The sequence below is a fragment of the Agromyces sp. Root1464 genome (genome assembly GCF_001427265.1).
Lineage (GTDB): Bacteria > Actinomycetota > Actinomycetes > Actinomycetales > Microbacteriaceae > Agromyces > Agromyces fucosus.
This window is the reverse complement of the sequence record NZ_LMFU01000002.1, coordinates 1,055,091-1,069,295: the sequence shown is the minus strand read 5'-3', so window position 1 is coordinate 1,069,295 and position 14,205 is coordinate 1,055,091. Positions and strand designations below refer to the sequence as shown.

Sequence of the window (14,205 nt, the reverse complement as noted above, 5' to 3'; positions counted from 1 at the left end):
CTGGGGGCTCACCATGCCTCCTGCGCGGCGCGGTAGCGGGCGAGCCATTCGGCGTTCATGGGGAAGAGTCCGTCGACGGATGCCCCGGCCGCGACCTGCTCGGCCACGTACGCCTCCTGCCGCTCCTGTTCGAGCGCCTCGGAGAGCACCTCAAGGGCGAGCTGCGGCGGGATCACGATGACGCCGTCGCCGTCGCCCACGATGACGTCGCCGGGCTGCACCGCGGCGCCGCCGCAGGCGATCGTGACGTCGACCTCCCACGGCACGTGGCGCCGACCGAGCACCGAGGGGTGCGGGCCTTGCGAGAACACGGGGATCTCGAAGCCTGCGACCGCGTCGTAGTCGCGGACGCCGCCGTCGGTGACGATGCCGGCGGCGCCGCGCACCTGGGCGCGAAGGGCCAGCACGTCGCCGACGGTGCCGGTGCCGCGCTCGCCGCGGGCCTCGACGACGAGCACCTCGCCGGGAGCGACGGTGTCGAAGGCGAGCTTCTGCGCGTTGAACCCGCCGCCGTGGCTCTGGAAGAGGTCGGGCCGGAACGGGATGAACCGGAGCGTCTTCGCGCGGCCGACGATGCGGTCACCGGCGTGGTTCGCGGCGACGCCCTCGATGAAGATGTCGTGGTAGCCGCGCTTGCGGAGCGCGACCGAGAGGGTGGCGACGGCGACGCGGCCGAAGTCCGCGCGCAGCTCGTCGGTGAGCTCGAAGGCGGGAACGGTGCCGGCGGCGGGAGCTGCGGCATCCGCTGCGCTGGTGGAGGCCGGAGCTGAAGCGCGCCCGGCGGCGACGGCCGCGGCGAGCTCCTCGTCACTGCCCCAGGCCTCGACGCGCTGCAGCTCGTCGGTCGCGGGCCGGGTTCCGAAGTCGCCGAACTCGGCGACGCCCTGCGTGATGGTCGTGACGAGCCGCCCGGTGCTCGGAGCCCCGGGCGCGTCGGGGGCGTCGACCTCGACCTCGACGACGTCGCCCGGCAGCACCACGGACGACCCTGCTGGCGTGCCGGTGAGGATCACGTCGCCGGTCTCGAGCGTCATGAGCTGCGAGAGGTCGGCGATGAGCCGGCCGAACGGGAAGAGCAGCGTGTCGGAGGTGTCCTCCTGCACGAGCTGCCCGTTGACCCACGTGCGCACGCGCCAGTCGCCTTCGCCGAGACCTGCGACGGGGATCGCGACGGGACCGATCGGCGTGAAGCCGTCGCCGCCCTTCGATCGCACGTTCGAGCCCTTGTCGGCGGCGCGCAGGTCGTAGAGGCCGAAGTCGTTCGCCGCGGTCACGGATGCCACGTGCTGCCAGCCGTCGGCGGGGGAGACCCGGCGTGCCGGTTCGCCGATGACGATCGCGATCTCGCCCTCGAAGGCGAGCAGCTCGGTGCCGGCGGGGCGCTCCAGTGTGGCGCCGGTCGGTGCGAGCGAGGAGGCCGGCTTCAGGAAGTAGCTCGGCTGCGCCGGAGTACGCCCGCGTTGCGCGGCCCGCGACGGGTAGTTGAGGTGCACGGCGATGATCTTGCCGGGGGCGGTGATGCCGAAGTCCACATTGTCCTCGTCTCTCGATATCTCAAATGATATACGATTCGCGAGGGTGTGTCGAGCGGTGATCGCACCGGTTCGCCAGATCGATCGAGCCGGCTCGTCAGTAGCTCGCGCGGGGAGCCGCGGCATCCGCCGGGATGAACCGGTCGGCGAGCGCCTCGGAAGCACGGGCGACGATCGCGACATCCGCCCCGACGGAGACGAACGCCGCGCCGGCGGCGAGGTAGCGATCGGCGTCGGCGGGAGCGAAGGCGTTGACGCCGACGGGCTTGCCCGCGGCGGCTCCCGCGCGGATCGAGCGCAGCACGCCCTCGACGACGTCGGGGTGCGACTGCTGGCCGATCAGGCCCATTGAGGCGGCGAGGTCGGCAGGGCCGACGAACAGCGCGTCGACGCCGTCGACGGCGGCGATGTCCTCGACCGCATCGACCGCGACCGCGGACTCGATCTGCACCGTGAGGCTGATCGTGGTCGCGGCGTCGTGCAGGTACCGGTCCACGCGGTTCCAGCGCGACGAGCGGGCCAGTGCGGCACCCACGCCGCGCACGCCGTCGGCGGGGTACCGCACCGCGCGAGCGAGCTCAGCGGCCTGCGCGGCCGAGTCGACCATGGGCACGAGCAGGTTCTGCACGCCGAGGTCGAGGTACTGCTTGATCAGCACGGTGTCGCCGATCGGGGGTCGTACGACCGGCGCCACCGGGTAGGCCGACACGGCATGGAGCTGCGCGAGGATCGAGTCGAGTCCGTTGGGCGAATGCTCGCCGTCGATCAGCACCCAGTCGAGGCCGCTGCCGGCCGCGATCTCGGCCATGATCGGGCTCGCCGAGCAGACCCACATGCCGACGAGCGGGCGGTCGCTCGCCGCGATTCGCGTGGTCAGCGTCTCGGGAAGGGTCATTCGAATCGGCACGTCACTGCTCCAAGTTGTCCGTAGTCTGCGTGCACGGTATCGCCGCGCTCGACCCACATGGGTCGCGTGAACGACCCCGCGAGGATGATCTCTCCGGCCTCGAGCGACTGCTCGTGCTGGGCGAGCTTGTTCGCGAGCCAGGCGACGCCCATCGCGGGGTGGCCGAGCACCGCGGCCGCGACACCCGACTCCTCGATCGTCTGGTTTCGGTAGAGCAGCGCCGAGATCCACCGGAGGTCGACGTCGTCGACCTTCACGGGGCGGCCGCCGACCACCATGGCACCCATGGCGGCGTTGTCGGAGATCGTGTCGACGATCGTGCGGCCCTGCATCTCGATGTGGGAGTTCAGGATCTCGAGGGCCGGCACGACGTACGCAGTGGCGTCGAGCACGTCGAAGATCGTGACATCCGGGCCCTGCAGGGGCTTGGCGAGCACGAAGGCGAGCTCGACCTCGATGCGCACGTTCGAGAAGCGGTCGAATTCGACGGATGCCCCGGACTCGACCACCATGTCGTCGAAGATGACGCCGTAGTCGGGCTCCGTGATGCCGGTCGCGACCTGCATGACCTTCGAGGTGAGGCCGATCTTGCGGCCCACGAGGCGCGCGCCGTCGGCCTGGCGCCGCTTCGCCCAGACGCTCTGCACGGCGTAGGCGTCGTCGACCGTCATACCCGGGTTCCGGGCGGTCAGCAGCGGCACGGTGCCACGCTCGTGATGGGCCGCGACGAGCTCGTCGGCGATCTCCTCGATGCGGGTCTGTTCCAGCAACTTGCGCTCCACTTCGTCTTCGGAGGGGTCCCGAGGTGATCGTATACGACGACGAGTGACGGCCAGCACCCTGGGTCCGCGTCGTATTTGAAATCGTATATTATGACGAGGACTCGTCTCGGGCTCGACGACGAGTCGTCCATGACCGCGGACCCGACAGAGGAGTCGCCCCCGCATGACCACGACATCCGCCCCCGCACCGGCCCAAGCGCCGACCCAGAGCGACGCGCGACGACGGGAACTCCGCCGTGTCGCATTCGCCACCGTGATCGGCACCACCATCGAGTGGTACGACTTCTTCCTGTATGCGAGCGCCGCCGGCCTCGTGTTCCAGGTGCTCTTCTTCGCGCCCGCCGGGCCCGAATTCGCCACGATCCTCTCGTTCGCGACGATCGGCGTGAGCTTCCTGTTCCGCCCGCTCGGCGCGTTCCTCGCCGGCCACTTCGGCGACAGGATCGGCCGCAAGGCGATGCTCGTCGTGACGCTCGTGCTCATGGGCGCGGCGACGACCCTCATCGGCGTGCTGCCGACCTACGAACAGGTCGGCATCCTCGCGCCCGTCCTCCTCGTGCTCCTGCGCATCCTGCAGGGGCTCTCGACCGGCGGCGAGTGGGGCGGCGCCGTGCTCATGGCGGTCGAGCACGCACCCGACGGCAAGCGCGGCCGTTACGGCGCGTTCCCGCAGATCGGCGTTCCCATCGGGCTCCTGCTCGCCTCGGGCGTGCTCGCCCTCATGACGGGCGTCATCTCGCCGGGCGACGCCTTCCTCGAGTGGGGCTGGCGCATCCCGTTCCTCCTCAGCTTCGTGCTGATCATCGTCGGCATGATCGTGCGCCGCTCGGTCGACGAGAGCCCGGTCTTCACCGAGATCGCCGCCCGCAAGGAGCAGACGAAGACGCCGATCAAGCAGCTCTTCAAGCGGCACTGGCTGCTCGTGGTCCTCGCCGCGCTCACCTTCGCCGGCAACAACGCGGCCGGCTACATGACGACCGGCGGCTACATCCAGAACTACGCGACAACGCCGATCGCCGACGGTGGCCACGTCGGCATGGAGCGCACGCCCGTGCTGCTCGCGGTCGCGGCATCCGCCGTCGTCTGGCTCATCATCACCTGGATCGCCGGCTCGGTCTCCGACCGCATCGGTCGCCGCAACACCTACATCATCGGCTGGATCGCCTTCCTCGCCACGGTGTTCCTGCTGTTCCCGCTCGTGAACACCGGCAACGTCTGGCTGCTCTTCGCCGGCCTCGCGCTCTTCACGATCGGCAACGGCTTCACCTACGGGCAGCAGGCCGCGTACTTCACCGAGCTGTTCCCGGCGTCGATCCGCTACTCGGGCGTCTCGATCACGTACGCGCTCGGCGCGATCCTCGGCGGCGCCTTCGCACCGATGATCTCGGCGGCGCTCGTGCAGGCCACCGGCACCGCGACCTCCGTGGCGTTCTACATCGCGGGCATCATGGTCGTCGCGTTCATCGCGACCCTGCTGCTGAAGGACCGCACCGGCATCCCGCTCGGGCCCGACCACGAGGCCGAGCAGTCGGCGAGCGCCATCTACGGCGTGAAGTAGGCGCAGTCGAGACACGGATGCCCCGGCGGGAACGTTCCCGCCGGGGCATCCGTCGTTCGCGGCGGCTCAGCGCGAGTTCACCCGGATGATCTCCTCCTGGTACGGCGCGACGACCGCGCCCGAGATGCGGCAGTCGAGCAGCAGGAAGCGGCGATCCGCCACAGGCGTCGCCGCCCAGTCGGCGAGCCGGTCGAGGTCGGAGAGACTGCGCACGATCACGCCCTCGGCGCCGAACGCCGCGGCAGCGGCCGCGAAGTCGACCTCGGGGATCAGCATCGGGGCCTCGGCGAGGCCCTTGAGGCCGTAGAGGTTCACCTCGGCGCCGTACGCGGCGTCGTTCCAGACGACCGCGATGCCGCGACCGCCGGCGGTGCGCACGGCCGTCTCGAGGTCGGCGATCGCCATGAGCCCGCCGCCGTCCCCCGTGGTGAGCACGACCGTGGCCTCGGGCTTGGCCATCGCTGCACCCGCGACGCTCGGGAACCCCTGCCCGATCGACTGGAACGCCGTGCCGATCATCATCATGCGGTCGGGCGAGGCGACCGGCCAGTACATGTTCGCCCAGCCGATGAAGTGGCCCCCGTCGGAGACGACGACCCGGTCCTCGGGCAGGAGCTCGGCGATGCGGCGCGCGGTGCTGCGGGGGTCGAGCCGGCCGTCGGCGGCGAGTTCGTCGCCCGGCGCGTACGCCCGGAGGACTGCCGCGTCGATCGAGTCGCGCCAGCCCGACGGCTCCGCTCCGGTCGCCTCGAGCTCGTCGACGATCGCGCGGGCCACGAGTGCGGCGTCCCCGCGCACGTAGCCGCCCACGTTCGGGTGGGTCGCGGAAGCCGCGACATCGACCTGGAACACGCGGGTGCCCGGCGCGAAGAGCTCACCGAAGCGCATCGTGAACTGGTTGAGCGACGCACCGAACACGACGGCCACGTCGGCCTCGCGCACGAGCTCCATCGCGCCGTCGGCGCCGAACCCGCCCGAGACGCCGAGGTCGTAGCCGGCATCGGGGAACACGCCGCGGCCGAGCGCCGTCGAGGCGGTCACGGCGCCCGTGGCGGCGGCGAGCTCGCCGAGGACTCCGCCGGCGCCGGCGAGCCAGGCGCCGCGGCCCGCGAGCAGGAACGGCCGGCTCGCACCCGCGAGCGCGAGCGCGATCTCGGAGATCTGGCGCTGCGCGAACTCCCCGGTCGGCACGAGCGGGGCGGGCAGCCGCGGGCTCGTCGCCTCGTGCAGCGGGCCGGCCTCGACGGAGGCGACGTCGTAGGGGATCGCGAGGACGACCGGCATCCGGTAGGCCAGCGCATGCTCGATCGCGATGATCGTCGTCGCCTGCGCGTCGGTGCGGCCGACCGTGTAGGTGCGGGCGCCGACCGCCGACGCGAGGGCGATCTGGTCGACGTCCCAGGGGCGACGGCCCGAGGTCGGCTCATCGCCGACCACGAGCACGAGGGGCACCCGGGCCTGCGCCGCCTCGGCGAGCGAGGTGAGGGTGTTCGTGAACCCGGCGCCGTACGTCGACGTCGCCGCGGCGATGCGGTTCGACGCGCGATAGTGCGCGTCGGCGGCCACGACACCGCCCGCTTCGTGGCGAACCGCGGTGAACGAGGCATCCGTGGCGCGTTCGATCGCGTCGAGGAAGTAGGCGTTGCCGTTGCCCATCACGCCGAAGACGTGGTCGACGTGGGCGGAGAGGGCGTGCGCGACGTGCGCGGAGACCGAAGACATGGCGGTGTCCATTCGAGACGATGACGGATGCGGATTCCGTATGTGTCTCGCGCGGCGGCGGGGATCACCCGAGTCGGCTTCGTGCCCATTTTTCGAGCACCGGCGCAGCAGAGCGCCTGGACGAATCGAGTATACGGTTCCGCCGGCGAGTGTTGTCGCAGCGATCGTCGCGCGGCGTCACGGTCACGACGCGCACGGCATGATGGTCGCATGAAGACCACCCAGCTGCGCCAGTACGTGATCGTCGACGGACTCTACGAGGAGTTCGTCGCCTGGTGGCAGGAGACCATGCCCGTGTTGCGACCCGCGATGGGCTTCGCCGTCGAGTTCGCCTACGGCTCGCCCGAGTCGAACGAGTTCACGTGGGCCGTGAGCGTGCCGGGCGATCTCGCCGAATTCGAGCGGGTGGATGCCGCGTACAAGGTCTCGCCCGAGCGCGCGGCGGTCTTCGACGGGCTCCCCGACCGCGTCGCGTCGATGCACCTCTCCTTCATCGAGACGTACTGAGACACGCGCCGGGCGCGTCGAGACGTACCGCGCGTCTCGTCGGCTCGCGCCCACCCGCCACCGTGTACAGCACGCCTGCAGCGAGACATCCGTAGAATCGGGTCATCCCCGGAAGAGAATGCGGCCGATGCTGCCCACCGGCAGGCTCGCCCGCGAGGACCCTGGTCGACGACGCCCCCGGCACGGTCGACCGAGAAGGAAGATCGTGAGCCACGAGTTCGATGCCCGCCGCACGGAATGGATCGCCAAAGAGGAACTCGCCGAGCGGATGATCCCGCTCATCGGCGGCCTCTACCGAGACCACGGGGTGGTGACCTCCATCCACGGCAGGCGGCTCATCAACCGCTCGCCGATCGCCCTCCTGAAGGCGCACCGCTTCGCGCGCCAGGCCGGTGAGGTCGAGCTCGACCTCGCCGACACCATGCGCGTGCTCGAGGTGCTGCGCGAGATCGCGCCCGGCCCCGCGTCGATCGACGTCGCGCGCCTCGTCTCCGGCTACGCCGACGCCGTCGGCGAGGGCGACGCCCGCGAACTCGCCGACTTCGTGCGCGACGAGCTCACGCCGGTCATCGCGGCCGAGGGCGAGCCCGAGGCATCCGGCACCGATGTCGTGCTCTACGGCTTCGGCCGCATCGGGCGCCTGCTCGCGCGCATCCTCATCGCGCACGCCGGTAACGGCAAGGGCCTGCGCCTGCGTGCGATCGTCGTGCGCAAGGGGTCCGACAACGACCTCGTCAAGCGCGCGAGCCTGCTGCGCCGCGACTCGGTGCACGGCCCCTTCGCCGGCACGATCGAGGTCGACGAGGAGGCGAACACGATCCTCGCGAACGGCACGCTGATCCAGGTGATCTACTCGAACGACCCCGCGTCGATCGACTACACGGCCTACGGCATCGCCGACGCGATCGTCGTCGACAACACCGGCCGCTGGCGCGACGAGGCCGGGCTCTCGCAGCACCTGCAGTCGAAGGGCGTCTCCCGGGTGCTGCTGACCGCTCCGGGCAAGGGCGCGATCAAGAACATCGTGCACGGCATCAACCACGACGACATCACCGACGCCGACACGATCCTCTCGGCCGCCTCGTGCACGACGAACGCCATCACGCCCGTGCTGAAGGCGATCGAGGACGCCTACGGCGTCGTGCGCGGCCACGTCGAGACCGTGCACTCGTTCACGAACGACCAGAACCTGATCGACAACTTCCACTCGGGCGACCGGCGCGGGCGCTCCGCTGCGCTCAACATGGTCATCACCGAGACCGGCGCCGCGAAGGCCGTCGCGAAGGCCCTGCCCTCGTTCGCCGGCAAGCTCACGGGCAGCGCGATCCGCGTGCCCACGCCCGACGTGTCGCTCGCGATCCTGAACCTGCAGCTCGAGCAGCCGGCCGAGAAGGCGTCGCTGAACCGCTACCTCCGCCAGGTGTCGCTCACCTCGCCGCTCCGCCAGCAGATCGACTACATCGAGTCGCCCGAAGTGGTCTCCACCGACTTCGTCGGCTCGAACCGGGCGGGCATCGTCGACGGCCTCGCGACGATCGCCGACGGCACCGACGCGATCGTCTACGTCTGGTACGACAACGAGTACGGCTACTCGTGCCAGGTCGTGCGCGTCATCGAGGCGATGGCCGGCACGCACCCCGTCGTGCTGCCCGAGCGCCGCTCGGTCGAGCTCGAGCGCGAGGTCGTCGCGGCGGTCTGAGCCGGGACCTGCGTCGCGATCCGGGCCGCTCTCCTCCCTCGGCCGGATCGAGCATCCGGATGCCCCGTGCGCCCGTGCGCCCGGGGCATCCGTCGTTCCCCACCCGTCGTAGGCTGTCTGCATGAGCACTGAAGCCGTCATCGTCGACGTCATCCGCACCCCGGTGGGGCGCGGCAAGCCGGGGGGAATCCTCTCGGGCGTCCACCCCGTCGACCTGCTCGCGGGCGTGCTCGACACGCTCGTCAATCGCAACGACCTCGACCCCGGTCTCATCGACGACGTCATCGGCGGCTGCGTCAGCCAGATCGGCGAGCAGAGCTACAACATCACGCGCAACGCCGTGCTCGCTGCGGGCTTCCCCGAACACGTGCCCGGCACCACGATCGACCGGCAGTGCGGCTCCAGCCAGCAGGCGGCGACCTTCGCGGCGCAGGCGGTGCTCGCCGGCCAGGCCGACATCGTCATCGCGTGCGGCGTCGAGTCGATGAGCCGCGTGCGACTCGGCTCGAGCGCCGCGGGCGCCGATCCCTACGGATCGCGCATCCGCAACCGCTACCCCGACGGGCTCGTGAACCAGGGCGTCTCGGCCGAACTGATCGCCGCGAAGTGGGGCTTCGATCGCGATGAGCTCGACGCCTTCGCCGCGCGATCGCACGCGCTCGCGGCGGCGGCGCAGGAGTCGGGTGCCTTCGCGAGCGAGGTCGTGCCCGTGCCCGGCGTCGACTCGCTGACCGACGAGACCGTGCGGCCCGGCACGTCGGCGGAGTCTCTCGGGGGCCTGAACGCCGCCTTCCGCACCGATGATCTCGCCGAGCGCTTCCCCGAACTCGACTGGCGCATCACGCCCGGCAACTCCTCCCCGCTCACCGACGGCGCCTCAGCCGCGCTCATCATGAGCGCCGAGCGCGCCGAGCAGCTCGGGCTCACGCCGCGGGCGCGATTCCGCGCCTTCTCGGTCGTCGGCAGCGACCCGCTCTACATGCTGACCGGCGTGATCCCGGCGACCGAGAAGGTGCTGTCGCGCGCCGGGCTCGGCCATGACGACATCGACGCCTACGAGGTCAACGAGGCGTTCGCGTCGGTGCCGCTCGCCTGGCTCGCCGACACCGGGGCGGATGCCGCGAAGCTGAACCCGCGCGGCGGCGCCATCGCCCTCGGGCACGCGCTCGGCTCCTCGGGCACGCGGCTGCTCACGACGCTCGTGAACCAGCTCGAGGCCACCGGCGGCCGGTACGGCCTGCAGACGATGTGCGAGGGCGGCGGCATGGCCAACGCCACGGTCATCGAACGCATCTGACGAATCGGCCGATTCCGACCGGATCCCGCCGTTTCGATCGGGCACCCGACCTTTCGACCGGACCCCACCCATTCCGAAGGGACGCACCACATGCAGCTGACCGACGCAGGAGCGATCGTCACCGGAGGCGCCTCGGGGCTCGGGCGCGGCACCGCCGCCGTGCTCGCCGCCGCGGGCGCCGAGGTCGTCATCCTCGATCTCCCGAACTCGCCGGGCGAGCAGACCGCGCACGAACTCGGCGACCGGGTGCGTTTCGCACCGGCCGACGTCACCGACGAGGCATCCGTGCAGGCCGCGATCGACCTCGTGCAGGAGCGTGCGCCGCTCCGCGTGGCCGTCAGCTGCGCGGGCATCGCGACCGCCGGCCGCACGGTCGGCCGCGACGGGCCGCTCGCACTCGACGCGTTCGAGCGCACCATCCGCATCAACCTCATCGGCACCTTCAACGTCGCCCGGCTCGCCGCCGCTGCGATGGCGGCCAACGAGCCGATCGCGACCCAGTCGCTGCCCGGCGTGCCCGAGACCGCGGAGCGCGGCGTCATCGTGAACACCGCCTCGGTGGCGGCGTTCGACGGGCAGATCGGCCAGGCCGCCTACGCGGCGTCGAAGGGCGGCGTCGCGGCGATGACCCTGCCGCTCGCCCGCGACCTCTCGAAGCTGCTCGTGAGGGTCGTGACGATCGCGCCCGGCATCATGCAGACGCCCATGATGGCCGGCATGCCACCCGAGGTGCAGGCCTCGCTCGAGGAGCAGATCCCGCACCCCTCGCGCATGGGCACGCCCGCCGAGTACGCGGCGCTCGTGCGCCACATCGTCGAGAACCCCCTGCTGAACGGCGAGACGATCCGCCTCGACGGCGCGATCCGGATGCAGCCGAAGTAGCCGGTCGGGTCCCGCCCGCCGGGCATGGCGGCGAAGACGACGAGGGGCGGATGTCGCGGCATCCGCCCCTCGTCGTTCGCCGGTGCCGGCGCGCGCCGCTCAGAGCTCGGTGCGGCGCGGGCTTCGGTTGCCCGGGAAGTCGAGCGTGCCCCTGCCGCCGCCCCGTGCCGCCTTGACGATGCCGTCGATCGCATCCCAGGCGGAGAACGCGACGACGCCGGCGACGAAGAGCACCGAGAGTACCCACTCGGCATCGGCGTCGAGGAGCGGCTCGACCACCGCGAGGAACTCGGGACTGAACAGCCGCCCCTCGACGAAGAGCCAGACGACGGGAATCGCGAACGCGGCGTTCAGTGCGACGTTGACGAGCGCGTTGGCCCAGTTCCAGTCGCTGCGGTAGACCCACACGGCGAAGGCGGCCTCGAGTGCGATGAGCGCGAGCAGGTACGGCAGCCAGAACGACCACAGGTCGGGTGCGAGCAGCGGCACCGAGGTGCGCTCCCCGTCGGCCCACACGATGCCGAACTGCTGCCACACGAGGAAGCCGGCGGCGATCGCGAGCCATACGAGGGTGGCGATGAGGTCCATGCGGCGGTGCGGTCGCCGGAGCTCTGGCAGCTGCGGGAGCTGCTCGGGCGTCCAGCCGAGCGTCTCGTCGACGTCGGTACCCGTGCCGTATCGCTCGATCAGGGCGAACACGAGGGTGGTCCAGAATGCCAGGTGCACGGCCACGGTGATCCCGATGCCGATCGACGAGCCGATGACCTCCCACCCGCCGCCGGCGATCACGAGTCCGAGCGCTGTGGCTGCCGCGACGGTCGCCGGCACGAACGACTCGAGGAAGAGCAGGAGCCGCTTCCAGATCAGGAAGTAGCGCGGCCCGATCAGCATGAGCGGGCGATCGCTGTAGGTCGCCGCGAGCGACGCGGGGTGGCCGAGCTCGACGAGGGCGTCGCGCTCGGCGGTCTCGGGCGTCGAGGCGCCCGAGTCGATGCGGGCCTCGATCGTGTCGGCGACGCGCTCGGCGAGGTCGCGCGAGAGGTCGTCGCGTTGCGAGGCGGGGAGGCTGCGCGTGGCTGCGAAGAGGTAGCGGTCGGTCAGCTCGGTCATGATGCGTCTCCTGTGGTCAGTCCGCCGAGGGCGTCGTCGATGCGCCGCCAATCGGTCATGAGTGCGTCGGCGAGCAGCTCGCCGGTCGGGCTCGTCCGGTAGAACTTGCGAGGCCGGGCCTCGTCGGTGTTCCACTCGCTCGTGAGCAGGCCCTGCTTCTCGAGCCGTCGAAGCAGCGGGTACAGCGTGTTCGCATCGACGAGGATGCCGAGGGTGTTCAGCGACTCGAGCAGCGCGTAGCCGTAGTCGGGCGTGCGCAGCCGCACCAGGCAGGCGAGCACGACGGTGCCGCGACGGAGCTCCTGCAGGTGCCCGGCGGTCGTCCCATCGAGGTTCATGCGTCACACGATACTGTGCGTCACACACTAATGCAACAGGAACTTCATAGTGCAGCGGATGCCGCGGCTCGCGTCCGCGCCGGTGGCGGTGCGACGGGCCGACTCGGGGTTGGATGCGCCGAGTCGCCGGATGAAACGCGCGACACGCCGAGTCGCCCCGGCGTGTCGCGCGTTTCATCCGCCGACTCGGCGAGTGAGGAGGAGCGAGGCGGGCGGGAGGAGGCCCGGGCGAGAGGAGGCCCGCGAGCGGGAGGGGGGCGGGGTGATGGGGGGCGTGGCGGGAGGAGGCCCGGGCGAGCAGGGGTGGCGAGGGGGCGGGCGCGCCGCTACTGCTCGGCGTGGGCCTCGAGGAACCGGTACACCGCGGAGTCGTCGACGCCCGGGAAGGTGCCCGACGGCAGCGGCGAGAGCACGTGCGCGTGCAGTCGGGCGCTCGGCCACGCCCGCCCGGCCCAGCGCTCGGCGAGCTCGGACGGCGCGCGGCGGCAGCACGACTCGTCGGGGCAGGTCGACACGGCGCGCTGCGTCGTCTCGCGCCCGCGGAACCACTTGGCCTGGTTGAACGGCACGCCGACGGAGATCGAGAACTCCGCGGCATCCGTGCGCCCCGTCTGCGTCGCGCACCAGAAGGTGCCGGCGGGGGTGTCGGTGTACTGGTAGTTCTCGGTCGTGCGGTTGGTGTGGCCGAACGCGGTGCGGGCACTCCACTTCTTGCACACCCATTGGCCTTCGATCGAGCCCGTGACGTCGGTCGGCAGTGGCAGGCCGTCGTTCTCGTAGCCCTTCAGCAGTGCGCCGTCGCCCGCGACGCGGAGGAAGTGCAGCGTCATGTCGAGGTGGCTCGTCGCGAGGTTCGTGAAGCGCAGCGCAGCAGCCTCGTGCGTCACGCCGAACGCGTCGCGGAAGTCCTCGATGGCCAGGCGCTTCTCCTTCTTCGCGGCCTGCAGGAACGAGACGGATGCCTCGCGCGGCATCAGGCAGGCGGCGGCGAAGTAGTTGATCTCGAGCCGCTGCCACAGGAATTCGGCGTAGCTCTCGGGCCGCTCGTGCCCGAGCAGCCGGTGCGCCATCGCCTGCAGCGCCATCGACCGCAGGCCGTGGCCGCCGGGGATCGAGGCCGGCGGCAGATAGATGCGGCCGTTGGCGATGTCGGTGATCGACCGTGTCGAGTCGGGCAGGTCGTCGACGTAGATGAGCTGGAAGCCGAGCTTCTCCGCCATCACGCTCACCTCGCGGTGCGTGAGGGCGCCCGAGCGGTGGCCCGAGGAGCGCACCTGGTCTTCGGCGAGCTGCTCGATCTCGGGGAAGTAGTTGTCGCGTTCGCGCATGCGCTCCCGCAGCTCGGTGTTGGCCCGCCGCGCCTCCTCAGGCGTCGCGATGGCCTCGCTCGCCCGGCGCTGCAGCTCCTGGTGGAGCCCGACGATCGCCTCGAGCGATTCGTCCGTGATGCCGCGGCCGGGGCGGATCGCGGGCAGTCCGAGGCTCGCGTAGAGCGGGCTCGACTGCGCCCGACCGAGTTCGAGCTCGAGCGCGGCGCGGCGGCTCGGCGCCTCGCGCGAGAGGAGGTCGGCCAGCTCGACGTCGAGCGACGCGGCGAGCGAGTCGAGCAGTGAGAGCTTCGGCTCGCGCTTGCCGTTCTCGATGAGGGAGAGCTGGCTGCCGGCCATGCCCACCGCCTCGCCGAGCTGGTCGAGGGTGAGACCTCGCTCGCTGCGGAAATGACGGATGCGCTGGCCGAGGGTCGCGAGATCGGGGGAGCCTGCCTTCATGGCTTAAGGATAGCGAAAGATCTCGCATTCTTAACGCGTGATTTGACCGAACGGATGCCCCAACAGCGCGCATTCTTGAAGTACGAACCAGTTCCGACCCTC

The 14,205-nt window shown here is 70.9% G+C and carries 12 protein-coding genes; 5 read left to right on the top strand and 7 right to left on the bottom strand.

Annotated elements, in window-relative coordinates; all coding sequences use genetic code 11:
* Nucleotides 1-8: 8 nt before the first annotated feature.
* The 3 genes from ASD23_RS10620 to hpaH all read right to left on the bottom strand — a co-directional run bounded on the left by ASD23_RS10620 (nt 9) and on the right by hpaH (nt 3,209).
* Nucleotides 9-1,532 carry a fumarylacetoacetate hydrolase family protein gene (locus ASD23_RS10620; RefSeq protein WP_056010143.1) on the bottom strand — a complete coding sequence of 508 codons (1,524 nt, stop codon included), beginning with the start codon at nt 1,530-1,532 and terminating at the stop codon, nt 9-11.
* Nucleotides 1,533-1,629: 97 nt separating this feature from the next.
* Nucleotides 1,630-2,439, bottom strand: coding sequence for an aldolase/citrate lyase family protein (locus tag ASD23_RS10615; protein ID WP_056010140.1), 810 nt, complete (start codon nt 2,437-2,439; stop codon nt 1,630-1,632).
* Nucleotides 2,424-3,209 (bottom strand): 2-oxo-hept-4-ene-1,7-dioate hydratase, encoded by a 786-nt coding sequence (gene hpaH / locus ASD23_RS10610; RefSeq protein WP_056012939.1) that lies wholly within the window; start codon nt 3,207-3,209, stop codon nt 2,424-2,426. Before hpaH ends, ASD23_RS10615 begins: the two co-directional genes overlap by 16 nt.
* A 175-nt stretch (nt 3,210-3,384) precedes the next feature.
* On the opposite strand from hpaH, the gene ASD23_RS10605 reads away from it, so the two are divergent.
* On the top strand, nt 3,385-4,779 hold the full coding sequence (locus ASD23_RS10605; protein WP_056010137.1) for an MFS transporter: 1,395 nt from the start codon (nt 3,385-3,387) through the stop codon (nt 4,777-4,779).
* Nucleotides 4,780-4,845: 66 nt separating this feature from the next.
* Here the strand turns inward: ASD23_RS10605 and ASD23_RS10600 are convergent, their stop codons facing one another.
* The gene (locus ASD23_RS10600; protein WP_056012935.1) at nt 4,846-6,501 is read right to left on the bottom strand and encodes a thiamine pyrophosphate-binding protein; all 1,656 of its coding nucleotides are present in this window, start codon (nt 6,499-6,501) and stop codon (nt 4,846-4,848) included.
* Between the two features lie 210 nt (nt 6,502-6,711).
* Here ASD23_RS10600 and ASD23_RS10595 point away from each other — a divergent pair, with 210 nt between their 5' ends.
* The 4 genes from ASD23_RS10595 (at nt 6,712) to ASD23_RS10580 (ending at nt 10,886) form a co-directional block, all read left to right on the top strand.
* Nucleotides 6,712-7,008 carry a hypothetical protein gene (locus tag ASD23_RS10595; protein WP_056010134.1) on the top strand — a complete coding sequence of 99 codons (297 nt, stop codon included), beginning with the start codon at nt 6,712-6,714 and terminating at the stop codon, nt 7,006-7,008.
* 241 nt (nt 7,009-7,249) lie between these two features.
* Nucleotides 7,250-8,707 carry a glyceraldehyde-3-phosphate dehydrogenase gene (locus ASD23_RS10590; RefSeq protein WP_056012932.1) on the top strand — a complete coding sequence of 486 codons (1,458 nt, stop codon included), beginning with the start codon at nt 7,250-7,252 and terminating at the stop codon, nt 8,705-8,707.
* A gap of 121 nt (nt 8,708-8,828) precedes the next feature.
* Nucleotides 8,829-10,004: a thiolase family protein gene (locus tag ASD23_RS10585; protein WP_056010131.1), complete on the top strand. Its 1,176-nt coding sequence runs from the start codon at nt 8,829-8,831 to the stop codon at nt 10,002-10,004.
* 90 nt (nt 10,005-10,094) lie between these two features.
* The gene (locus ASD23_RS10580; RefSeq protein WP_056010129.1) at nt 10,095-10,886 is read left to right on the top strand and encodes an SDR family NAD(P)-dependent oxidoreductase; all 792 of its coding nucleotides are present in this window, start codon (nt 10,095-10,097) and stop codon (nt 10,884-10,886) included.
* A 99-nt stretch (nt 10,887-10,985) separates the two neighbouring features.
* Here ASD23_RS10580 and ASD23_RS10575 read toward each other — a convergent pair whose 3' ends face one another.
* From ASD23_RS10575 to ASD23_RS10565, 3 genes are all read right to left on the bottom strand, one after another.
* Nucleotides 10,986-11,996, bottom strand: coding sequence for a permease prefix domain 1-containing protein (locus ASD23_RS10575; protein ID WP_056010126.1), 1,011 nt, complete (start codon nt 11,994-11,996; stop codon nt 10,986-10,988).
* Nucleotides 11,993-12,334 carry a PadR family transcriptional regulator gene (locus ASD23_RS10570; RefSeq protein ID WP_056010123.1) on the bottom strand — a complete coding sequence of 114 codons (342 nt, stop codon included), beginning with the start codon at nt 12,332-12,334 and terminating at the stop codon, nt 11,993-11,995. The genes ASD23_RS10575 and ASD23_RS10570 overlap by 4 nt, the downstream gene beginning before the upstream one ends.
* 326 nt (nt 12,335-12,660) lie before the next feature.
* The gene (locus ASD23_RS10565; RefSeq protein ID WP_056010120.1) at nt 12,661-14,103 is read right to left on the bottom strand and encodes a helix-turn-helix transcriptional regulator; all 1,443 of its coding nucleotides are present in this window, start codon (nt 14,101-14,103) and stop codon (nt 12,661-12,663) included.
* Between the last annotated feature and the right edge of the window lie 102 nt (nt 14,104-14,205).